The sequence below is a fragment of the Clostridiaceae bacterium HFYG-1003 genome, assembly GCA_024579835.1.
In the GTDB taxonomy this organism is placed as follows: domain Bacteria; phylum Bacillota; class Clostridia; order Clostridiales; family Clostridiaceae; genus JG1575.
In genome coordinates, this window is record CP102060.1 from 2,245,755 (window position 1) to 2,268,991 (window position 23,237).

The 23,237-nt window shown below is 55.2% G+C and carries 16 protein-coding genes and 1 pseudogene; 4 read left to right on the forward strand and 13 right to left on the reverse strand.

Annotation, left to right across the window (positions count from 1 at the left end; genetic code table 11):
- Positions 1 to 179: 179 nt before the first annotated feature.
- From NQU17_10150 to NQU17_10165, 4 genes and pseudogenes are all read right to left on the reverse strand, one after another.
- Positions 180 to 1,559 carry an MATE family efflux transporter gene (locus NQU17_10150; protein UUM11023.1) on the reverse strand — a complete coding sequence of 460 codons (1,380 nt, stop codon included), beginning with the start codon at positions 1,557 to 1,559 and terminating at the stop codon, positions 180 to 182.
- A gap of 9 nt (positions 1,560 to 1,568) precedes the next feature.
- Positions 1,569 to 2,015: a hypothetical protein gene (locus tag NQU17_10155; protein UUM11024.1), complete on the reverse strand. Its 447-nt coding sequence runs from the start codon at positions 2,013 to 2,015 to the stop codon at positions 1,569 to 1,571.
- 86 nt (positions 2,016 to 2,101) lie between these two features.
- A pseudogene (locus tag NQU17_10160) lies at positions 2,102 to 3,658 on the reverse strand (ATP-binding cassette domain-containing protein).
- Between the two features lie 294 nt (positions 3,659 to 3,952).
- A complete protein-coding gene (locus tag NQU17_10165) occupies positions 3,953 to 5,161 on the reverse strand; it encodes a nicotinamide-nucleotide amidohydrolase family protein (GenBank protein ID UUM11025.1) in 1,209 nt (402 codons plus the stop codon).
- 340 nt (positions 5,162 to 5,501) lie between these two features.
- Here NQU17_10165 and NQU17_10170 point away from each other — a divergent pair, with 340 nt between their 5' ends.
- A complete protein-coding gene (locus NQU17_10170; protein UUM11026.1) occupies positions 5,502 to 6,359 on the forward strand; it encodes a DMT family transporter in 858 nt (285 codons plus the stop codon).
- Between the two features lie 216 nt (positions 6,360 to 6,575).
- Here NQU17_10170 and NQU17_10175 read toward each other — a convergent pair whose 3' ends face one another.
- Together NQU17_10175 and fusA are read right to left on the reverse strand one after the other, a co-directional pair.
- The gene (locus NQU17_10175) at positions 6,576 to 7,544 is read right to left on the reverse strand and encodes an ROK family protein (protein ID UUM11027.1); all 969 of its coding nucleotides are present in this window, start codon (positions 7,542 to 7,544) and stop codon (positions 6,576 to 6,578) included.
- A 189-nt stretch (positions 7,545 to 7,733) separates the two neighbouring features.
- Positions 7,734 to 9,836 (reverse strand): elongation factor G, encoded by a 2,103-nt coding sequence (gene fusA, locus NQU17_10180; GenBank protein UUM11028.1) that lies wholly within the window; start codon positions 9,834 to 9,836, stop codon positions 7,734 to 7,736.
- A gap of 230 nt (positions 9,837 to 10,066) precedes the next feature.
- Here fusA and map point away from each other — a divergent pair, with 230 nt between their 5' ends.
- Both map and NQU17_10190 read left to right on the forward strand, forming a co-directional pair.
- Positions 10,067 to 10,825 (forward strand): type I methionyl aminopeptidase, encoded by a 759-nt coding sequence (gene map / locus NQU17_10185; GenBank protein ID UUM11029.1) that lies wholly within the window; start codon positions 10,067 to 10,069, stop codon positions 10,823 to 10,825.
- Positions 10,826 to 10,955: 130 nt separating this feature from the next.
- Positions 10,956 to 11,642, forward strand: a complete 687-nt coding sequence (locus tag NQU17_10190; protein UUM11030.1) for a GntR family transcriptional regulator — start codon at positions 10,956 to 10,958, stop codon at positions 11,640 to 11,642.
- Between the two features lie 74 nt (positions 11,643 to 11,716).
- Here NQU17_10190 and NQU17_10195 read toward each other — a convergent pair whose 3' ends face one another.
- A complete protein-coding gene (locus NQU17_10195; protein ID UUM11031.1) occupies positions 11,717 to 12,316 on the reverse strand; it encodes a sugar O-acetyltransferase in 600 nt (199 codons plus the stop codon).
- 437 nt (positions 12,317 to 12,753) lie between these two features.
- On the opposite strand from NQU17_10195, the gene heR reads away from it, so the two are divergent.
- Entirely contained in the window at positions 12,754 to 13,545 is a 792-nt protein-coding gene (gene heR / locus NQU17_10200; GenBank protein ID UUM11032.1) for a heliorhodopsin HeR, read from the forward strand.
- Positions 13,546 to 13,783: 238 nt separating this feature from the next.
- On the opposite strand, the gene carB is transcribed toward heR, so the two are convergent.
- From carB to NQU17_10230, 6 genes are all read right to left on the reverse strand, one after another.
- Positions 13,784 to 16,972 (reverse strand): carbamoyl-phosphate synthase large subunit, encoded by a 3,189-nt coding sequence (carB, locus tag NQU17_10205; protein ID UUM11033.1) that lies wholly within the window; start codon positions 16,970 to 16,972, stop codon positions 13,784 to 13,786.
- On the reverse strand, positions 16,959 to 18,038 hold the full coding sequence (gene carA / locus NQU17_10210) for a glutamine-hydrolyzing carbamoyl-phosphate synthase small subunit (protein ID UUM11034.1): 1,080 nt from the start codon (positions 18,036 to 18,038) through the stop codon (positions 16,959 to 16,961). Before carA ends, carB begins: the two co-directional genes overlap by 14 nt.
- A gap of 729 nt (positions 18,039 to 18,767) precedes the next feature.
- Positions 18,768 to 19,142, reverse strand: coding sequence for an MmcQ/YjbR family DNA-binding protein (locus NQU17_10215; protein ID UUM11035.1), 375 nt, complete (start codon positions 19,140 to 19,142; stop codon positions 18,768 to 18,770).
- Positions 19,143 to 19,165: 23 nt separating this feature from the next.
- Positions 19,166 to 20,323, reverse strand: coding sequence for a hypothetical protein (locus tag NQU17_10220; GenBank protein UUM11036.1), 1,158 nt, complete (start codon positions 20,321 to 20,323; stop codon positions 19,166 to 19,168).
- Positions 20,320 to 21,531 (reverse strand): ABC transporter permease, encoded by a 1,212-nt coding sequence (locus NQU17_10225; protein UUM11037.1) that lies wholly within the window; start codon positions 21,529 to 21,531, stop codon positions 20,320 to 20,322. The genes NQU17_10220 and NQU17_10225 overlap by 4 nt, the downstream gene beginning before the upstream one ends.
- Before the next feature lie 46 nt (positions 21,532 to 21,577).
- Positions 21,578 to 23,227 (reverse strand): hypothetical protein, encoded by a 1,650-nt coding sequence (locus NQU17_10230; protein UUM11038.1) that lies wholly within the window; start codon positions 23,225 to 23,227, stop codon positions 21,578 to 21,580.
- Positions 23,228 to 23,237: the final 10 nt, after the last annotated feature.

The window sequence follows — 23,237 nt, forward strand, 5'->3', positions numbered from 1 at the left end:
CTGATGCAGAGCAAACAACCGCAGATCAGGAATGACCTGCGGTTGAAAGTAACGAATAAATCTGTGAAATTCTAATTCTTTTTTTGTCCTAATGACGGAATGCACACCAAATCGTTGAACTTATGACCAGGGGGTGTAATCATTTTCTTAGCTTTATTTAAATTTATTTCTACTGCTGATCAGACTGTTCGTTCCTTGCGCAGTGGGATGCCAGCCTTCAGTTTCCGGATGACCAGGATGTAGAAGATCAGGACGCCGACGATGCCCTTGAGGACAGTGCTCAGGGTGATCGCCCACCAGATGCCGTTAATCCCCAGAGAGGTATTCATCAGATAGTACGCGGCGGGAATGCGCAGAGCCTGGAAGAAGATATTGATGAGGGATGGAATGAGGGTCAGGCCCAGACCGTTGAAGGCTCCGCCGGTGGAGATTTCCAGGGACTGAAACAGCTGCGAAATCCCCAGGATGACCAGGTAGGCGATGCCCATCTGGACGACTTCTTCCGGTTCCCGGATGAAGATGGTGAAGAGCTGACGGGGCAGGAGCATCAGGAGCAGGGTGGAGAATACGCCGATGCCGCCGACAATGATGGTGCCCTTGGTGAACCCGGAAACAACCCGGTCATATCGGCCGGCGCCGTAATTCTGGCCGGTGAAGGCTGACAGGGCGGTGGCAAAGCCGGAGGAGGTCATCCATGATACGGACTCAATCTGAGCGCCGATGCGCTGCACGGAGGCCGCCATCACGCTGGCATTGGATACGATACGACCGATATAGGTGGAGATCAGCGAAAAGACAAAGCTCTGCAGCGCAGCCGGCCCCCCTACCTGAATGATGCGGGCGGCATATTCCCGCCGGAATGGCGAGAACAGCCGGAACTGGAGATACTCGTCTTTCCGGTTCTTCAGGAAGAAGAACAGAATAATGAATGTCGTGGTCTGAGCCAGGATTGTCGCCAGAGCCGACCCCCGGACACCCAGTGCCGGCAGGCCAAAGGCGCCGTTGATCAGAGACCAGCTCATGGAGATCTTGACGACTACGCCGGCGGCGTTGGCCAGAAAGGGCACATCGGAGTAACCCCCGGCATTGAAGATCCCGATCAGAAGAAAGTTCACGAAGAGGATGGGCAGTGACATGACCATGATGCTCATGTATTCTACCGCCATCCGGACAACTTCCTGGTCGGCGATCTGGAAAAAATCAATGAATTCGGCGCGGAACACATAGCCCAGCAAAGAGTAGCTGATTCCCAGAATCAAGGCCAGCTTCATCGCCGTATCGGCATAGATGGCCGCCCCCTTTTCATCCCCTTTGCCCAGGCTCTGGGCCACATGAACCTCGGCTCCGACCCGGCACAGCATAATCAGTCCCTGGCTGAGCATCAGAAAGAAGGTGGCGGTGCCGACGGCGGTAACCGCTTTATAGCTGATGCTGCCCACAAACTTCATATCAAACAGGTTGTAGGCCATCTGAATGAATGAGGACCCCATAATGGGCAGCGCCAGGCGGGTCAGTGTGCTGAGGATATTGCCCTCAGTCAGATCAATCTTTTTTTGCATATAATTCCTCTACTCCTGATGAATCCGCTGACTGCCCTTTTCCGAGGACGCGGACTTCCGCTTCAGCGACTTGATTTCGTCAACCGGGCGAAAACGCATGGCTGACCAGTCCGGGTCGATGGCAAACTGGGATACCGGTTCAAAGTTGAATTCTCCGAATTCCGGCCACAGGATGTCCCGGGACAGATCTGACGTATAATTCTTGCTGGTTTTCTTTGGATAGCAGATCCACAGCCGTCCCTGCGGCCGGAGCGCGGCCGCCAGATCGGCCTTGATCGCCCGGATCTCGTCCAGCGTCGTGACAAAGGCCAGGAGAAAGTCATAGGAGCCCTGGATGGATCCATCCGCCGGTTCTGCCAGCAAAGGCAGCAGCGCTTCCTGAATCCCCTTCGGGGCATTCAGCACCAGAACCTCCGGTTGAGCTTGATAGCCTAACTTTTTCAATGCTTGTTCCATGGTATTCGCACCCCTTTCTTAAAAAGCAATGGATTGGTGAATCTGGTGAAAGCCTTCTCCCTGAGCAGCCTTTCACCAGCACGATCTTAAAATACTTTGAGAGACCAGTCCTCGCAGTTCCAGACCGTTGTGGCAATCTGGCTGTAGAACTCCGGTTCATGGCTGACCAGCAGAACCGTTCCGCGGTATTCCTTCAGGGCGCGGATCAGTTCGTCCTTGGCATCGACATCCAGATGGTTGGTCGGTTCATCGAGTACCAGGATATTGGTTTCCCGGTTCATCAGCTTAGCCAGCCGCAGCTTGGCCTTCTCTCCGCCGGAGAGAACCCGGACCTGGCTTTCGATCTGCTTGGTCGTCAGTCCGCATTTCGCCAGAGCGGCCCGAACCTCATACTGGACCAGACCTGGGAACTCATTCCAGAAATCCTCTATGCAGGTCTGGTCGCCGGTTCCGGACATTTCCTGCTCGAAGTAGCCGATCTGCTGGTTTTCCCCCAGCTCGATTTCCCCTGCCAGCGGCGGGATGATGCCCAGGAGGCTCTTGAGCAGTGTGGTTTTTCCAAGGCCATTGGCACCCACCAGGGCGATTTTCTGTCCCCGCTCCATGTAGAGATCCAGCGGCCGGGTCAGAGGCTTGTCATAACCGATTACCAGTCCCTTCGTCTCGAACACCAGCTTGCCGGTGGTTTTGCCCATCTTGAAGCCGAATACCGGCTTTGGTTTTTCCTTGGTCAGCTCGATGCGGTCCATCTTGTCCAGCTTTTTCTGACGGGACTTGGCCAGATTGGCAGTGGCTGCCCGCGCCTTGTTCCGGGCTACAAAATCCTCCAGCTTGGAGATTTCCTGCTGCTGGCGGATGTAGGCCGCTTCCACCTGCTTCTGCTTGGCTTCATGGGTATCCCGGAAACTGTGGTAATCACCGACATACCGGGTCAGCCGCAGCTGATCCACATGGTAGATGATGTTGATGACCTGATCCAGGAACGGGATGTCATGAGAAATCAGGATAAATGCATTTTCATAGTTTTGCAGGTACATGGTCAGCCAGGTGATATGCTCCTCATCCAGATAGTTGGTCGGTTCATCCAGCAGCAGAATGTCCGGCTTTTCCAGAAGCAGCTTGGCCAGAAGGACTTTGGTGCGCTATCCGCCGGACAGTTCATCCACCGGCACATCCAGGCCCAGATCCTTCAGTCCCAGACCGCCGGCAACTTCCTCGACCTTGGCCTCAATGATATAGAAATCATTGTGATCCAACAGATCCTGCAGCGTCCCCATATCCTCCATCAGCCGGTCCATTTCCGTTTCATCCGCTGTGGCCATGGCTTCGCCGATGCTCAAAATTTCCTGCTCCATCTCATAGAGATAGTTGAAGGCCGTACGCAGCACTTCACGGATTGTGCTGCCTTTCTTCAGTTCCGACTGCTGATCCAGATATCCGACGCGAACCCGGGAATTCCATTCCACAGTTCCCTCATCCGGCATCAGCTTGCCGGTAATAATATTCATAAAGGTGGATTTTCCCTCGCCGTTGGCCCCGATCAGCCCGATGTGCTCCCCCTTTAGCAGACGGAATGAGACATCTTCAAAGATCGCCCGGTCACCAAAGCCATGGCTCAGGTTTTTCACAGTTAGTACACTCATAATTCGACTCCATTTCTTACGTTTCAACATGTTGAAGGGACATCCAAAATGGGTGTCCCTTGAATAAAAGCAACCTTATTATATCAGCTAAAACCCAGTCCGAAAAGAGACCGGCAGCGTCGGGACTGATCCATGTTCCGGCCCCAAACGATGGGTCATCGTTCGCTCCGGCAAGGATTCCCCGGACTGTTTCCTGCACTGGCATCGCCTGACGTTTCGCATCCGGCAAGAAGTCAGTCCCTCAGGTCCGGTCCAGCCCGCGCGACCCCTGGACCGAGCCAAACCCGGCCGCAATCAGTCCTTCAGCGCTTCGATGAGTCGTTCCAGGGCATAGCGAACCACGGCAGCCCGCACCTCGTTGCGGGTTCCGGGAAAGATTTCCCGGAACACCTGGACCCTGCCCCGATCATACAGCGCGATAAAGGTCAGCCCCACCGGCTTCTCCGGGGTCTCGCCGCCCGGTCCGGCAATTCCTGTGGTGGAAACAGCAAGATCTGTATCGGATTTCGCCTGACAGCCAAGCACCATCTCCCGGGCCGTCTCCTCGGAGACCGCGCCAAACTGCGCCAGGGTTTCCGGCAGAACCCCCAGATCCCGGATCTTTGCCTCATTGGAGTACGTAATATAGCCCTCCAGGAAAGACCGGGAGATTCCCAGCTCCGAATCGATGAGGGCACCAGCCAGAAGACCGCCGGTGAGACTTTCCGCGGTGGAGATCGTCAGATTCTTTTCCAGCAGCCGGCGGGCTGCCTGCTGACCCAGGGTTTCCTCCGTTGCTGCACCAGTTGGTTCAGCGGCTGTAACAGATGGTTCAACGGCTGGCTGGTTCTGACCGGCAGCGTTCCCATGATCCCAGACATTCACCCGGGGAGAATGCAGATCCTCAGAAATGAAATGCGAGGTATCGCCGACCGTTTCCACCTCAAAGTTCATGGGATCCTGCGACAGGATCCGGACCTTGGTAATGCTGGTCTGACGCAGTACCGGTTTTTTCAGAATCCGCTCCAGGGGAGCTCCGGTCAACAGATGAAGCAGCCCCATCAGCGTCATGCCGTGGGTCACCACCAGAGTTCTTCGCCCCTGGGCGATGGCTTCGATCTGAACCAGTGCCCGGCTCAGTCGTTCCAGCATCTGTGCGTAGGATTCACCCTGGCTGGGTTCATACCGGAACGGATCATTCCAGTAATAATGATACTGCTGTGGTTCCCGCTCCTTCAGATCCTTCAGCAGCTGACCCTCCCAGGCTCCCAGGTCCAGCTCCGCCAGATCCTCCAGCTCCTGCAGGGGAATGTTTCGGTTCCCCCTGGCAAATTCAGCGGTCTGCCTGGCCCGTTTCAGGGGACTGGTAATGATCAGCTCAATGGCCTCCTCATCCAGCACCCGCCCCAGACCCTGTGCCTGGCGCCGGCCCCGCTCGGTCAGTTCCGAATTGCCCCGTCCCTGAAACCGCCCTTCCAGATTCCATTGTGTTTCCCCATGCCGGGTGATATATAAATACTTCATTAACCTCTCCGTCCCACCGATGTCAGAAATTCCCGCACCGGTTCCGTAATTGTTCTTTTTCGCTTCCTCTGTGTGAGTCTGACTGAGTCCATTCGATGTGGCAGGACCACTCCCGACTTCCCTACTTACCATTTTACCTGAAATCCAGTATTTTTCACCTGAACTAAAAGGAAGATTCTGAAGACCGAGGAAGAGTCCTTCCCTTTTTCAAGGAAACCGATCAACACCATCCTCCGCTGCCGGGTAGGACAGGAATCAATTCTTGTTTCTTTTTGCTATAATGATATCCGTTACTCAATCAATCCTGACGAGCTCTTATGCCAATAAAATGAGGTGTTCAATGACAAACGAACGAAATGGAATTCTATATATGATCATCGCCTCCGCATCCTTTGCCTTCATGTCTCTGATGGTAAAGCTATCCGGGGGAACCATTCCACTATTCGAACAGGTTTTCTTTCGCAACCTGGTTATGCTCGCCTTCTCGCTTTGGACCATGAAGCAAGAAGGGCTTTCCGCGGCGGTGGACAGACCCAACCGAATTCCATTGTTTTTTCGATGCCTGTTGGGTTTTCTTGGAGTAGTGAGCGTCTTTTATGCAAACAATCATCTGCCCCTGGCGGATGCTCAAGTTCTGCAGAAATTGAATCCATTCTTCGTGATTTTGGCAGCGGTTCTTTTTCTGGGTGAACGAATGAGTTTGCCCCGGCTTCTCACCATATTAACCGGGTTCGCCGGAGCTGTGATCATTATCAACCCTACGGGGAATTTCAACCTGACCCCGTCTCTGATTGGGGTAGCCTCGGCGCTGTTTGGCGGCTTGGCTTATGTTCTGATCCGCCGCCTGGCCGGTCGGGTTCATGGCATTGTGATCATCTTCTGGTTCAGCTTACTGTCCAGTCTGGCATCCGTCCCCTTCATGGCAGCTCAATTTGTCTGGCCGACTGCCGCTGAACTGTTGTATCTCCTGCTGATTGGGGTGTTTGCTGCTTTGGGCCAGTACTTCATTACCCGATCCTATTTGACAGCGCAGGCTACCCGGGTTACCCTGTTTGACTATACCGGTGTCATTTTGTCCCCTATCCTGGGCTATTTAGTGTTTCAGGAACAGCTTGCCAGCCGTACCATCCTTGGTACAATCCTGATCATTGGCAGTGGTATTGCTGCCTCCTTGCTGAAGGATAACCGTAAGTTATAGCCGGATGATCTGTTCTTTGAACTTGCCATATATTTTATTGTGGAAGCCGCAAATCATTGAAAATTATATTCTGGCATCACACCACCAAAAAGGAAGTCCTGCGAAGGACTTCCTTTCTTTGTATGCTCCTGACGACCTGGTAAATAAATGCCCGCCTGGTAAGTGAAATACCATGCTGCTGCCTCAGGTCCTGGATCTGGCGGTTCCTGGTTTGATTTATTCAGGCTGACTGCTGACGATGGCCAGCGCCACCGCGCCGATGACGCCGGTATCCTGTGCCAGAGCAGTGGGTACGATCTGAACGGAATCGAACATGAAGTCAAAACAGTGGTCCTGGGCTGACGCCTTCACCGCGTCAAACATGTCCGATCCGATCTTTGATACGCCGCCGCCGATGGCAATAACATCCGGGTCAAAGACCAGAATGAGGTTGGCTACGGCGATTCCAAGATACTTCCAGGCCTGGGTGAGGATCTCGATGCTCAGTTCATCCCCTTCTTTGTAGCCCTGGTAGACCTCATAGCTGGTCACCACCTCATGTCTGGTCAGACTGGTGGAGCGTCCGGCACGGATCGCCTCCATGGCTCGTTTGGAAATGGCGGTGCCCGAACAGAGCGCTTCCACATCGCCATGGTTTCCGCAGTTGCACTGGTGAGGTGACGAGGGTTCGATGGTCATATGGCCGATCTCCAGGGCATTGGACCGGGACCCATGATAGGATCGGCCGTTCAGGACGGCGCCGCCGCCCACGCCTGTGGATACGGTCATGTAGAGAACGTTCCGGTACCCCTTGCCCGCTCCAAACAGCCACTCGCCGATGGCCGCCACATTGCCGTCATTGTCCAGAAATGCCGGGACGCCGAAGTGCCGGGTCAGCGGCTGGGTCAGAGAAAAATTTTGGAACGGCAGGTTGGGCGTGGTAATGATGGAGCCCGTTTCCGGATCCAGCGGTCCGGGCGCGCCGATGCCGATGGCCCGTACTTCCTCCAGCATCAGGCCGGAAGCCTCAAGTACCATTTCCACCGACTGAATGATGCGCTCCATAACCACTTCCTCGCCTTCTTTGGCGCCGGTGGCCAGGGTGGTTTTTTCAATAAGTTCGCCTGCCAGATCGGCAATGGCGGTGGTGATCTTCGTTCCGCCCAGGTCGATGCCTATGACATATTTCTTTTCTTCTGGTTCCATCGCAATCTCTCCTCGATCCTGATGCCCCAATTATAGCACAGGGGCTCCACCCGTGGCGCATTCCGCCGTTGGGGGACCGCAGTGCCTGCTGGCCGCAAGACAAACGCAGCAGGAATCTGTGGTGTCACAGGTTCCTGCCACGCAATGGTTATGTGATGATCTGACAATGGGTGAATTGCCGATCCTCGCTTATTTGCTTTCCTTGGCTTCCTTCATCTTTTTAGCCCGTTCCACGATCTTGGGAACTTCCGTCGCCGGAACTTCCTCGTAACGGATGAATTCCATCCGGAATTCTCCGCGGGCCTGAGTCATGGACTTCAGGTCGGAGGAATAGCGCTGGATTTCGGACATCGGAATTTCGGCGATGACCTTCTGCATGTCATCTTCCGGCTCCATGCCCAGGACGCGGCCTCGTTTCTTGTTGATGTCGCCAATGATGTCGCCCATGTAATCATCCGGAACCTTGACTTCCAGCTTCATGATGGGTTCCAGCAGAATCGGCTGGGCATCTTCCATTCCTTTTTTGAAGGCCATGGACGCCGCTATCTTGAACGCCATTTCCGAAGAATCCACCGCATGGTAGGAACCATCGTACAGGGTCGCTCGGAGCTTGATCACCGGGTAGCCGGCCAGAACACCTTCCGTGATGGCTTCCCGCAGTCCCTTTTCCACGGCCGGAATGAAGTTTCTGGGCACAGAGCCGCCGACTACTTCATCGACAAATTCCAGTTCATCCTTGCCGTCTTTTCTCTGCTCAAACCGGATCTTGACATCCCCATACTGGCCATGCCCGCCGGACTGCTTTTTATGCTTGCCCTGAACGTCTGACTTACCTTTGATGGTTTCACGGTAGGGCAGAACGGGTTCGGCCAGATCCACATCCGCGCCGAATTTGGCTTTCAGCTTGGAGGCGAGGACTTCCAGATGGGTTTCGCCCTGTCCGGACATAATGACTTCAGCCGTTTCCGGGCTTCTGGCCACCACGAACGTCGGGTCTTCTTCCATCAGTCGGGTCAGGCCGGAAGAAATCTTGTCTTCATCTCCCTTGGACTTGGGCAGAACCGTCAGGCTCATGACCGGATCCGGGAAGTTGATTGCGTCATAGCGAACCTTGAAGGAGGGATCGCACAGGGTGTCTCCAGTCTTGGTCACTGCCAGCTTAGCCACCGCGCCGATGTCACCGGCGATGACTTTTTCAGCCGGCGCCTGGTTCTTGCCTTTCAGATAGAAGAAGTTGGCGAGTTTTTCATTCTTTTCCCGGTTGGGATTGTATACCGTCATTTCACCCTGAGCCACGCCGGTAATGGTGCGGAACAGAGAAATCTTGCCGACGAAGGGGTCAGCGATGGTCTTGAAGACTATGGCTGAGAATGGTTTGTCCGCAGTCAGCTTGACGAAGATTTCCTGCTGGCTGGTAAGCTCCACCGCTTTCTGCGGAATCGCGTATTCCGGCGAGGGGAAGGCTTCAATAATGTCTTCCAGCAGGGTGGTCATGCCTATGCGCTCGGAAGCGGATCCGCACATGACCGGGGCAATGTCGCCGCTGACGCAGCCCTGAATCAGCGCGTTGTAGACTTCGTCCGTGGTGAGCTTCTCACCCCCGACATACTTGTCCAGAAGGTTCTCATCGGTCTGGGCAACGGACTCCATCAGCATCTCGTGGAGCTCATCGATCCGGTCCCTGTACTCTTCCGGAATATCGCCTTCGGTCATCACGCCCGTCTTTTTATCATGGAATCTGGCCCGGTGGGAAACGACGTTGATTACACCCTGCAAGTTGGATTCCTTGCCGATCGGGTATTGCACTGCCACCACCGGCATGCCAAATTTATCTCTCAACTGATCAAATACTTTATCAAAGTCCGCGTTTTCGCGGTCCATCTTGTTAATGTAGAATGCTCTGGGAAGCTTGATTTTTTCCGTGTACTTCCAGGCCTTTTCAGTTCCAACTTCGATGCCGGAGGTGGCGGACAGAACGATCATGGCGATGTCCACCGCTCTCATTCCCTGAATGGTCTCTCCTACAAAATCAAAATATCCGGGTAAATCTACGAGGTTGATCTTATAACCATTGTAATAAACTGGCGCCACAGAGGCCTGCAAGGAAATCTGACGTTTCTTTTCTTCCGGATCAAAGTCAGAAACCGTATTTCCATCCTCAATTCTACCCATGCGGTCGGTCGCTCCGGAAAAATTGAGCAACGCTTCCATCAGGGTCGTCTTTCCGGACCCGCTGTGGCCAATTAAGCCCACGTTTCGAAGTTTTTGAGTGGTGTAGTCCATTTCATTCATAACCGTCTTCCTCCTGTCGGTCTTTTTGGGATGGTTGTCATCAAACACTCCGGCCCGGGGACCAAAGTGACACTCGATTAATATGAATTATAATCCAGCGACCCAAGATTGTAAACGATTTTCAAGCAGACATCAGTGCGCGACGCGTGAACAGGCCGTTTCAACCCAGGTTTTCTTTGAAGCGGCCGTCTTTGCTGTGTTAAGATGAAAGGAGAAAGAAGGGATTACACATGATAGTAACAAACCAGACGGACCTGAACGGAATGAAGGAAATCGGACGCATTGTCGCCCGCGTCCGCGATGAACTGGCCCAGGCCGTCCGTCCCGGGATCAGCACCCTGGAACTGGATCTGATGGCCCGGGATCTGTTGGAAGAAGAAAGTGCCGTTTCGGCTCCCAAGTCCAGTTACGGCTTTCCCGGCTGGACCTGCATTTCCGTCAACGAAGTCGCCTGCCACGGCGTTCCGTCCAGGCAGCTCCTGGAAGAAGGCGACTGGGTCAACATTGACGTTTCCGCCAGCAAGAACGGATACTTTGCCGACACCGGCATGACGGTCATCGCCGGCTCACCCAACCTGAAGCAGGAGGACATGCTGCGCGTCTCCCGCGAAGCCCTGGCCGCAGCCATTCAGGCAGCAGCCCCCGGCAAATCCACAGCCAACGTCGGCAAAGCCATCTACAAAACCGCGATTAAGAACAGCTACACCGTGCTGCGCAACCTCACCGGCCATGGCGTCGGCAGAAGCCTGCACGAAGAACCTCACTTCATCTTTAACTATAACGAACGGCGGGATGCCTCGATCTTCAAGGAAGGCCAGGTGGTTGCCCTGGAGACCTTTATTTCCGACGGCGACGAATGGGTGGAGGAGAATCCCGAAGGGGTCTGGCCTATGGTGACGGAAAACCACAGCCAGATTGTCCAGTTCGAGCACACCGTACTCCTCTCCAAAGCGGGCAACCTGATCCTGACCGATAGCGGAAGTTTCTAGCCGAACTGCCCGGCAGAATTTCTTTTCAAAAAACCGTACAGCCCTATGGCAAATCAGTACAGATTGTCTTACTATTGAATCAGATAAAAAATTCATTTCGTTGAGAAAAATGAATGCAAATGAGGGTATGATGAATAAGCCAGAAAAAATCACGAAGCCTGTATATCAGCAGATCGCCATCGACATTGCCTCCCGAATCGCCAACGGGGAATTCCCCGAGGGCAAAAAGATTTCGGGCCGCTCCACCCTGGCCGGTCAGTACAATGTATCGCCTGAGACCATCCGGCGCTCCGTTTCACTCCTGGAGGATATGAAAATCGTATCGGTCACCCACGGATCCGGCATCCTGGTCGAATCCATGGAAAACTCCATGGCATTCATCAACCAGTTCAAGGAAGTCGACTCCATCTCCGGCATTAAGAACTCCATCAACGAGATCTTGAAGCAGCGCGAAGAACTGGATCAGAAACTGCGGGAATCCCTGGACCGCGTCCTGGATTACACCGTCCGGTTCAAGACCTCCAATCCCTTCGCACCGCTGGAAGTGGAAATTCCGGAAAAATCCCACCTCATCGGCAAAGCCATCGGAGAAGTCAACTTCTGGCAGAATACCGGAGCCACCATCATCGCCATTAAGCGCGAGGATGAACTGATTCTCTCCCCAGGCCCCTACATGACCTTCCAGGACAAGGACGCCTTTGTCATGGTCGGAGATGAGGATGCCTATGACCGGGTACGCCACTACATTTATGACTTTGTGGACCCGGAACGGCACAAGGCCAAAGCGGCCGAGGACCCGGACAAGAAGAAAAAATAAGAACATACCATACAAAAAGCAGCAGGGCATGGGATTCACCCCCATCGCCCTGCTGTTTTTTAAAATTCTCTTAATTAATCCAGGCGTACCTGGTCCGGCTGGCAAGCCCTGTCTCGTTCGTCAATTTCCCGCAGCACCCGGCAGGGATTGCCCACAGCAACGACATGGGCCGGAATGTCCTTAGTCACGACACTGCCTGCCCCGATGACCGCATGGTCACCAATGGTAACTCCCGGCAGAATGACTGTATTGGAACCAATCCAGACATGGTTCCCGATGGTGACCGGAAGGGCATACTCAAACCCCGCGCTGCGCTGACCGGCATCGATGGGGTGGCTGGCGGCAGTGATGCAGCAGTTTGGCGCAATGAACACATGATCTCCGATCCGGACCTTGGCGCAGTCCAGAATGACCAGATGGTGATTGGCATAAAAATGCTCCCCAATTTCAATGTTATAGCCATAGTCACAGTAAAAAGGGGTCGTAATTACAAAGGATCCGCCGATCCTGCCGATGATCTCCCGAAGGATCTGCTCCCTTTCATCCGTGCGCGACGGCAGCACCTGATTCAACCGGTGACACAGGTCCTTGCACCTGGTCAGTTCGGCCATCATCTCCTGATCATCCATCAGATTGTACAGCAGGCCGCGGCTGCACTTTTCTTTTTCAGTCATCCTGATCCCCTTCCTCTCTTCCATTCGCTAATCCACAAATTCCCTTGATCCCTTGACCCGATCTGAGCTGATATCCGACGCCAGGTATTTCATGACGTGTTGAGCTTATTATACCTGATTCCCCTTTCCCCAAACCATTCCGAACCGGAAGAAAGCAGCCCTTGATCCACGCAGTGGAAAGATCGCAGACTTACAAACAGGCATCTATATATCACATAACGTGCTATCTAGAAATTTTCCATCGATTCTAATGCATAACGTGAAGTTTCGGCGTAAGATGAAATCAAAGATAGAATCTCTTGAAAACTGACAGCTTCCATTCCCTGATGAAACAATCAGACCCTAAGAAAGTTCAACCTTTCAAAGCCAGCTGGTATCAAGAATCAGCGGAAAAAGAAATGAAAAGAAAACTCGACCTGTGAAAGGAGTCCAGGTCTATGCAAACCGATGCACTTAAAAAACTCAGAAATTTCAATAAGATCATGGGCGGGCTTCACCTGATTCAGGGTTTGGCCATGCTCTTCCTCGCCACCTCAGTCATCCAGAAAATCGGTGAATTTCAGCCGACCATCACTCAGAACTTTCTGGCATTCAACCCGCAGACCCGCTCCCTGGAATTGCAGTCGAAGGATCTGTTCAACCTCCCCTTTGGAATTCTGGTCGCGCTCTTTCTGTTCATCTCCGCCGCGGCCCACGCCCTGGTGTCTGTCCCGAATCGCATGAATCAGATTTACAACAAAGATCTGGAACTTGGCATCAACAAATTCCGCTGGTTTGAATATGCCCTGAGCTCCTCCATCATGATTGTGCTGATCTCAACCCTTTTCGGCATATACGATATCGCTTCTCTGCTTCTGATTTTCGTGGTCAACGCGTCGATGAATCTGTTCGGCCTGGTCATGGAGCAGCTCAACTCCCAGCGCCGCAAGGAAGACCTCGACTGGGGCCCGTTCCTGTGGGGTTCCCTGGCCGGAATTGCTCCCTGGGCTGCCATCCTGCTCTATATGTTCGGCAACGGAAACTTTGATCGCGTGCCCTGGTTTGTCTGGGCCATCGTCGGAACATACTTCGTGGCCTTCAACACCTTCCCGGTGAATATGGTACTGCAGTATCAAAAGATCGGCAAATGGCGCAATTACCTCTATGGCGAGAGAGTCTACATCATTCTCAGCCTGTCTGCCAAATCGATCCTGGCCTGGCTGGTTTTGTTCGGAGCCATGCAGCCGTAGTTCCCACCCAAACCAAGATCCGTTCGTGCCTGACCGCCTGTTTCATTTAAATGATGACTGGACTCCTGTCTATGCCAACGTGTCATAATGTAGAAATCAGGATTACGGCTAATACAGAATTGCAGAATTGCAGAATTGCAAACATACAGACATGCCAAACACCACAAAAAATTCAAGGCTCCGGAACCATGCGGAATGGTTCCGGAGCCTTGCCCTTGTGAGGGCTGGAATGCCTGAACTAGAAGGTGTGGATCTCGAAGCTCATGGATTCGAGGACCCGGAGCAGCGCGTTGGCTGTATCCAGGGAAGTCAGGCAGGCAATATTGTTCTCAACGGCCTCACGGCGGATGAGGAAGCCATCGGAGATGTGGTGCTTGCTGGATTCGGTGAAGGTGTTGATGACGAACTGTACCTGCCGCTTGCGGATCAGGTCCAGTACGGTCCGTTCGCTGTGTTCCGCCCGGCCGATCTTGTGCACCAGCTCACAGGGAATGCCGTGCTCGGTCAGGTAAGCCTGCGTGCCGTCGGTGGCGACAATGCCGTACCCGATGGCGGAGAAGCGCCGGGCCAGCTCCAGGGCTTCTGCCTTCTCTTTGTTGGCGATGGTGAAGAGAACCTTGCCAAAGCTCGGCAGGGTGAAATTGGCGGCATACAGGGCCTTGTAGAGTGCCTTGTCCAGGTCCAGGTCCCAGCCGATGGCTTCCCCGGTGGACTTCATTTCAGGTCCCAGGGCGATGTCGACCTTACGCAGCTTGCTGAAGCTGAATACCGGCATTTTCACCGCGTAGCCCTTTCCCTCGGGCAGGAGGCCCAGCGGGTGGCCGGAATCCGCCAGCTTCTGTCCCAGAATAGCCCGGGTGGCCAGATCCGCCATCGGAATGGCCGTTACCTTGCTCAGGAACGGAACGGTGCGCGAGGAGCGCGGGTTGACTTCCAGAACAAAGACCCGGTTGGACTTGTCAATCACGAACTGAATGTTGTACAGTCCCACAATGCCCAGCCCCCGCCCGATCCGTTCGGTGTAATCGGCGATGGTGGATTTGACTTCTTCCGTGAGGGAGAACGGCGGGTAGACCGCCATGGAATCCCCGGAATGGACGCCGGCCCGCTCAATGTGCTGCAAAATTCCCGGAATCAGGATATCCTGTCCGTCACAGATCCCGTCCACTTCAGCCTCCATGCCAACTACGTACTGGTCAATCAGGACCGGTGCATGTCCGCTGTGCTGGTGATTGCGGGCCATGTAGTCCGCCATTTCCTCATCCTGATAGATGATCTCCATGTTGGCTCCGCCCAGGACATAGGAGGGGCGTACCAGCACCGGATAGCCAATGGTCCGGGCAGCGGCAATGGCACCCTCGGCCGAGGAGGCCATTTCGCCCCGCGGCATGGGGATATCCAGTTCCTTCAGCTTCTGCTCGAAGAGATCCCGGTCCTCCGCCAGATCGATGGAATCCGGCGACGTCCCCATAATCCGGACTCCGTGTTCCACCAGACTCCGGGTCAGGTTGATGGCGGTCTGGCCGCCAAACTGAACGATGATCCCTTCCGGCTGTTCCAGCCGGACGATGTTCATGACATCTTCCGTGGTCAGGGGCTCAAAGTAGAGCTTGTCCGAGATCGAGAAATCCGTTGATACCGTCTCGGGATTGTTGTTGATGATGATGGCCTCCAGCCCCTGCTGCTTCAGGGACTTGACGCAGTGTACCGTGGCATAGTCAAACTCGACGCCCTGACCGATCCGAATGGGCCCGGAACCCAGGACGATGACCTTGCGCCGGTCGCTGGACAGGGATTCATTCTCCTGGCCATGGGTGGAGTAAAAGTACGGGGTGGCCGAGGCAAACTCCCCGGCGCAGGTATCCACCATCTTGAAGACCGGCGTGATCCCTGCCTGCAGCCGCAGCTCTTCCACTTCCCGCTCCGTCCGGCCGCACAGCTGAGCCAGGTAGGCGTCGGAGAAGCCCATGACCTTGGCCGGACGCAGGCTGTTTTGCAGTCCGTTCCGGCGAATTACTTCCTCCATCTTCAGGATGTTGCGGATCTTGTTCAGGTAGAAGGGATCCATTCCGGTCATCTCCTGGATGACTTCGGTCGATCCGCCCCGCCGCATTTTCTCATAAATGGCGAACAGCCGGCGATCCTCACCCAGCGTTATGATCCGGTCCAGTTCCTCGTCGCTCATCTGATTGACTTCCGGCAGCTCAATATGGCAGGCCTTGATCTCGAGGGAACGGGCTGCCTTGAGCAGCCCCTCCTCAAAGCTGCGGCCCAGGGCCATAACTTCGCCGGTAGCCTTCATCTGAGTACCAAGCCGGCGGTTTGCCGAACGGAACTTGTCAAAGGCGAATCGGGGCAGCTTGACCGCCAGATAATCCAGCGCCGGCTCGAAGGCGGCATAGGTAACCCCGGTCACGGGATTGATGATTTCATCCAGATGGAGCCCCAGGGCGATCTTGGCGGCAATCTTGGCGATGGGGTAGCCCGTGGCCTTGCTGGCCAGGGCAGACGAGCGGGAAACCCGTGGATTGACTTCAATGATGTAGTAGTCAAAGGAGTCGGGATGCAGCGCCAGCTGGACATTGCAGCCGCCCTCAATCTTCAGGGCCCGGATGATCTTGAGCGCGCTGTTGCGCAGCATCTGATACTCCCGGTCCGCCAGCGTCAGAGCCGGAGCCACGACGATGGAATCCCCGGTATGGATGCCGACAGGATCCATGTTCTCCATGGAGCAGACGGCGATGGCGGTGTCGTTGGCATCGCGCATTACCTCAAACTCAATTTCCTTCCAGCCGGCGATGGACATTTCAATGAGGCACTGATTGACCGGTGACAGACTCAGGCCGTTCTCCACGACCCGGATCAGTTCGTCCTCCGTCTGGCAGATGCCGCCTCCGGTCCCGCCCAGGGTAAAGGCCGGCCGGACAATGACCGGATAGCCGATGGACCGGGCAAAATCCAGGGCTTCCTCAACGGAATGAGTGATGCCTGACGGCGGCACCGGCTCATGAATGGACCGCATCAGGCTGCGGAAGGCTTCCCGGTCTTCCGCCTGATGGATCGCCTGGAGATCCGTTCCCAGAATCCGGATGTTGAGTTCTTCCAGGATTCCGTCCCGGGCCAGCTCCATGGCCAGGTTCAAGCCCGTCTGTCCGCCCAGGGACGGCAGTATGGCACAGGGCCGCTCCCGGATCAGGATTCGTTTCAGAAAATCCAGGGTCAACGGCTCCATATAGACGCGATCGGCGGTTTCCCGGTCCGTCATGATGGTGGCGGGATTGGAATTGACCAGGATGACATAGACGCCCTCTTCGCGCAGCGATTCGCAGGCCTGGGTTCCGGCGTAGTCAAACTCCGCCGCCTGGCCGATGACGATTGGTCCCGAACCGATGACCAGCACTTTCTTGATTGTTTTATCGATTGACATATGACCCCTCCATCATGGCAGCAAATTCCTTGAATATCACACTGGCGTCCTGCGGCCCGGGGGCTGCTTCCGGATGGAACTGAACCGAGCGGGCCGACAGGTCCCGGTGAGCGATTCCTTCCACGGTATTGTCATTCACCGACCGGTGTGTGACCACCAGCATCGTCTGGTCCAGACCATGGTCATCCACCACGTAGCCATGATTCTGACTTGTAATGAGAATCCGACCCGATCTCAAATCCCGCACCGGATGATTGCCGCCGCGATGACCGAAGCCCATTTTGCGGGTCTTCGCGCCGCAGGCCAAGGCCAGCAGCTGATGCCCCATGCAGATTCCGAACATCGGAACCTGTCCCAGGAGTTCCCGGATGATTGCCACGGACTGGGGCACGCTCTGGGGGTCCCCGGGGCCGTTGGACAGGAAGATGCCGTGGGGATTCAGATCCAGTGCCGCTCTGGCCGGATAGTCAAAGGGCACGACGGTAATCTGAAAGCCCAGTTCCGCCAGGTTCTTCAGAATAGATCCCTTCATGCCGTAGTCATACAGAACAACCCGTTTACCCTTGCCCGGCACTTCATAGACATCCCGGGTGGATACCCGGGCAATATGATCCACGGACTGCGGCTGCTGCTGCAGCAGAGCCAGCGCTTCCTCCGGCGTCACCGCCTCATCGGCCAGAATGCCGCGGACTGCTCCCTTTTCCCGGATCGCCCGGGTCAGCGCCCGGGTATCGATCCCGTACAGACCCGGGATATCGTGTTTCTTCAAATAAGCATCCAGCGTCATTTCACTGCGGAAATTGCTGGGTTGTTCGCAGGCTTCGCCTACCACAAAAGCCGATACATGCGGAACGATGGACTCATAGTCATCCCGGTTCACGCCATAGTTTCCGATCATGGGAAAGGTCATCACCACGATCTGACCCAAGAATGACGGGTCCGTCAGCAGTTCCTGATAGCCCGTCATGGCCGTGGTAAACACCACTTCGCCGCTTACGGACCGGACAGCGCCAAAGCCATGGCCTTCAAAAACCATTCCGTTTTCCAGCACTAATTTACGTTTCAAACTTCTTCCCTCCGGATTGTAAAATTTCGTTCCCAATCCCCGCGGGAAGCCCAGAAGATTTTTTTCGCGCAAAAAAAACCTCTTTTCCATGACGAAAAGAGGTTTTCCAAACTCGAAAAGCCTTGCAAATCTCTTCTCAGCCTCACGGGACTGAATTAAAGCACCAAAGAAATGTTACCCTAAGCCTCGGACTCTGTCAATCCGCCCCGGTCACTTTCCGAACGATTGAGCCAATCCGCCGTTCACCGTTCGGAGGCAGACAGAGCGGCCGCTTCAGCCGTTCCCTGTCAGATTTCTCCGCCATTGTGCAGTCCTCTCAAAGTTAATTCCGGTTCAGGCTACCCCCCCTGAGTCAGGCTGAACGTCCCGCTTTTTGTGAGGTCGGATTATGTTCGTGGTTTCCTCGCAGAATTTTTCAAAGCGCAGCCAATGGTCCAACCATTCACAGACTGGCAATCATTCGAAGTCAATCAACAGGAAATCCAATCAACCGGATACCCAATCATCCGAAAATCCATTCAACTGGATCCCCAATCAAGCGTCCGAGTCTCGGTCGAATGATCGACACCTAAGTGGAAAAGCCGGCTATTAATTGGAACCGTCATAGGATTCTACCGCTAAATGGTCAACCCGGCAGCCTCCGGGAAGAACCTGGAAGCTGCCGGGCAGCTGAATGAATGGATGATTTTCAAAAAAGTCTTCGACCGGCTCCGGCTGATGGCCGCATGGCTATTCCGTGAGCCCGTGACTGATCCGGATCAGTTCCCGGATCGGCTCGATCCCGACGGTGCCGTCCAGAAGTACCGTGAACCAGTGTTTTTTGTTCATGTGCCAGGCCGGACGAAACCCGGGCTGACTTAACAGGAAGCGAATCTGGAGGGGATCCCCTTTCAGGTTCAGGATCGCTGCGGGATCCGGCCCGTCCAGGCCGATTTTATCCCCGGCGATTACCATCATCACCCCGAACCACTTGCCCGAAAGCTGGTGGCGGAACACCTCGTACCGGGGCTGATCCGGCCAGGGGCGATCCGGCCGGACGCTCCAGTCCGCTTCGATCACGTCTCGAATTCTTTGGCTGAACTGATCAGATTTGTGTATTGCCATGGATCAACTCCTCCTCCTGCTGTTTACAGGGATGATGTCCGACCGGCCGAACCGTTTCGCCGGGCTGCCGGCGGCAATGCCAGCAGGATTCCTCCTGTCAGGGCAATGAGGATCAGGCCGAATCCACCCCAGCTTTTCCCGGAGGATAATGCCAGATAATAGCTGGGCAGGAACAGTTTCTCCAGGATCTCCAGTCCCGGGACCAGCCGGGTCATATCCAGGATGACGGGGCTGGCTACCAGGGAACCGAGCAGGGCCACCGGCATCAGAGCGCCGAAGGCCACTGGATTGGGAAACAGGCGCTTCGCCCCAAACAGGAACAGTGCAGCGGCGGTTCCGTAAAACAGAAGGTATGCCAGTTCCCGGAAGGCTTCGCTGGCCGGATACCGGGTCAGGCAGAGCAGGAAGCCGGCCAGCGTCATCACCACAACCGGCAGAAAGACTGACAGGAATCCCGCCGCCCGGGAGCCGGCAACGGCGAAGGCCCCGTAGATGCCGTCCTCCTCATCCCGATACCAGGACAGGACGCTGATCCAGGCGGTGAGCATCACAAACACACTGATCAGGCCCTTGGTGGGGAACAGCGGGATGCCGGAGGCTGCCGGAGCCGACCCGTCAAGATATTCATAATCAAACCGGTAGGTTCCGCCGGAACGGTCGTAATCCTGATAGCGAGCCCAGATCCTGGCATACACCTCCCCTTCCGTTCCCGGAAACAGGCCGGATTCGACCACGATATCCCGCAGGATGTCGGGCGAAGCCGCATGAATCAGCTGGGAAAACACTACTTCTGCCGCCATGCCGTCGGTGACGGTGGAAGGCGAGCGCAGCAGGCGGACCAGGTCCCGGACCTGCCGGGCCTGCAGCTGATCGCTCAGATCCGGCGAAAACACAAAGCCCGCTTCCAGGATCCGGGTTTCCACCGCGCTGCGCAAAGTGGCCTCATCTTCATAGAGGCGGAACTCAAACAAACCATCGGATGCCAGAAGCCGGTCAATCGCTGCCCGGGCCACCGGATCCTGGTTTTGCAGCAGGCCGATCTCCACCCCCTGGGTATGATGCTGTTCCCAGTAGGCCGTAAACAGACCGATCAGAGGCAGGGCTGCCAGCAGGAGCAGGAAGCCTTTGCGCCGGGTCAGCCGTTTTAAGGTCATCTCCGCCCAGACTATCAGTTTCTTCATGTGCGGTACCTCCTCCCCGATCGGCTGCGGTCAGCCAGCAGCGCCAGGCTGTAGAATCCAGCCGCGAACAGGCCGGAAGTCAGCAATGGCTGAGTTCCTGAAGTCAGGAAACTACCCATAACCCGGATCCAGGCGGTTGATGGCACCCAGGGCTGAATCTGGCGCAGGATCCCCGGCAGGAACGAGGATGGCAGGAATCCTCCGGACAGAAAGACCATAACAAAGGACAGTGCAAACAGCAGCAGCATGCCCGACAGCAGATCCTCCGTCAGAGTATAGATCAGCAGAATCAGTGCCGCGACGCCGGCTGCCAGCAGCAGGAGGCCGGACAGAGCCTCTGCTCGGAATGTCCAGCTCAGATCCAGAACCTGGGCTGCTGTCTGCCAAAGGCCGGCCATGACGCCGAGGAGCATCAGCTGCAGCAGAAAGAGCCGGAACCAGTCGGTGAAAATCCGCTGAGCGCTGCCAATCCCCTCAATGGTCAGGCGGGTTTTAAGCCCTTCGGACAGCGGACGCATGACAAAGGCCTCCAGCATGCCCATCAGCAGGAGAAACAGCACCATCCAGGAAGCCAGAAAATAGGACAGGGGATCCAGCTCACCCGTTGCCTGCAGAACCTCCATGCGAAACATCCGGTCACGCCCCAACGCCAGACTCAGGTAGCGTTCGTTGACCGCCTGATTCATCGTCTGGCGGTCCGCTTCGGCAATCCCCCGGCTGATATACTCATCCCAGGCGGCATACAGCGCACCCTGTGAAACGGACAGCGTCCTGGCACCCGCTTCGGTCAGAGTCACCAGCAGCCGCGCCTGCAGCGCCTGATTCTGATTGAGAACCAGCCGGGCCGGCGTGTTGACCCCGCTCAAGACGCCGCTGACAAAGCCATCGGGCAGGATCAGCAGCCCCTGAATCTTCCCTTCCGCCAGATCCCTGCGCCCGTCCGCTTCCGTCATGGTCCGGAATCTGGTCATGTCCTTGAGCGTTTCCTGCTGAGCCAGGGCTTCAATGAAAACTTCCTCGGCATCATGGGACTCCGGGTAGACCACTCCGAACTCCATCCGGCCGATGATGGCATCCCCGTATAGTTTCTGAGACGACAAAAAAGCAATGCTGCCGGTCAGAAGGAGCAGCAGCATCGCCCCGGTCAATAACAGCGGGAGGTGCCGGAATGTTCTTTTCAATTGCAGTCTGAGAAAAACGAAAAACATATCCAACCCTCCCGTGTCTTATATCTGATTCAGTTGTCGGTTCGGTCTAAAAGCCCAGCGGGGTGTCCATCAAATTCAGGAAGCCACCCAGTTTTTCCTGGATCTGTTCCATGATCTTGTCCATGTCCGCCTGGGTCGCGGTAAAGAGGTCCATGGTTGTGCCTTCCGGCATGACCGCTTTCACGCCTTCCACCGAGTATTTCATGTCGCCTTTGAGGGTAGCGACAGCCTGACCGTTGGCATTGATCTTGATTTCGTCCAGCACGGCGGTACCGCTCTTGCCCTTGACGATATCCTGGACTTTGCCCTTGAACGTCATCTCGATGGGAACCACCTGATCGGCTTCCACAACGGAGGTTTTCGCCTCACCCGACAGGGCTCCGGATTCTTTATTGATATTCCACTTGATGACATTGTCAGCCGCCTTGGCATCGGCGGAAGCAGCGCTGATGTGGAGTTCCCGGCTCTGGGCTGCGCCCTCGGTCTTGCCGATGCTTACCAGTTCCATCTGACCGGCATTGGTTCCCGTTGCCACCAAAGTAAGTTTCATGTTTTCGTTGCCGTAGGCACCGCCGGAACGCTCCAGATTCAGGTTGAAGCCATCGGCAGCGGATTTGACTTCGCTGACGAGGCTCACCAGCTCATTGTCATCAGTCATGTGGATCGTAAACGGAATGTCTTTTAATTCAGCATTCTGTTCCACGGACTGAATCCACTGATCCATTTCCGTTCCCATTTTGGTGTAGGCTTCTTCCTTTGTTATCAGTTCTCCGGCCGCCACCTGATCTGCCACCAGATCCATAATGTCGGTCTTAAACTTGGCATCGCTCAGCATGAAAGTCTTCATTTCCTTCAGGAACGCAACATAGGCAGCCTTGGGCATGGTGACTTTGTAGCCGTCAAAGGCAGCCTGCTTGCCATTGTAAGACGCGGTTTTTGCCGGAGCGTCCTCGATGACCCACTGACCCTTGAATTTTTCCGTCGCATCCTTCAGCCCCTGATAATCATACAGGGAGGCTTCGCCGGTCATCAGCTTCACCAGCTGTGTCGTCTGGCCCTGGCTGTCCTTGAGGGTCTGTGCAAACTGGCGGATCGATTCCTTGAATTCTTCCGCTTCGGGCTGATCCTTGAACAACGGAGCATTATCCAGCTTGCTGTCCAGATCACCGCTAAAGTCGGCTGAAATGACTTCCTTGAACAAAGACGGCGCCGCCACCTGCATTTTGTTCTCATCGACATAAAGCTGGCCGTTGACCAGATCTGTCCCCATCATGCCCAGGCCAAGCTTGGCGGACATGGTTTTCAGAGCGGTGTCCTGCTGGGCTTCAAAGCTCAGCGTGATACCCCCGGGAACCGGGAAACCGATCATTTCCTGCACGATCGGCGCTTCCACCAGTTCGAGGGTGCCGGAAGAGCGGTAAGCTTTGGCCATGGCGGCATTCAGTTCCTTGGTGCCCATCCAGTCCTGAACAAAGGGATTTTCCTCCCCTTTCATCAGGGAATACAGCGCCTGGGTGACCCGGTCCTCTTTATTGACAAAGAGCTTGCCGAAGAGTCCGGAAGCATAAAGTCCGATCCCCAGAACTGCAATCAGGGCAACCGAAATGAGTCCGATCATTGGCCCCTTGCTCTTCGCTTTTTGCTTGGGGGTGGGATCTTCCCACTCCGGGTGCAGGTTTGTCGTGTTTTCTGTCATCTTGTTTCTC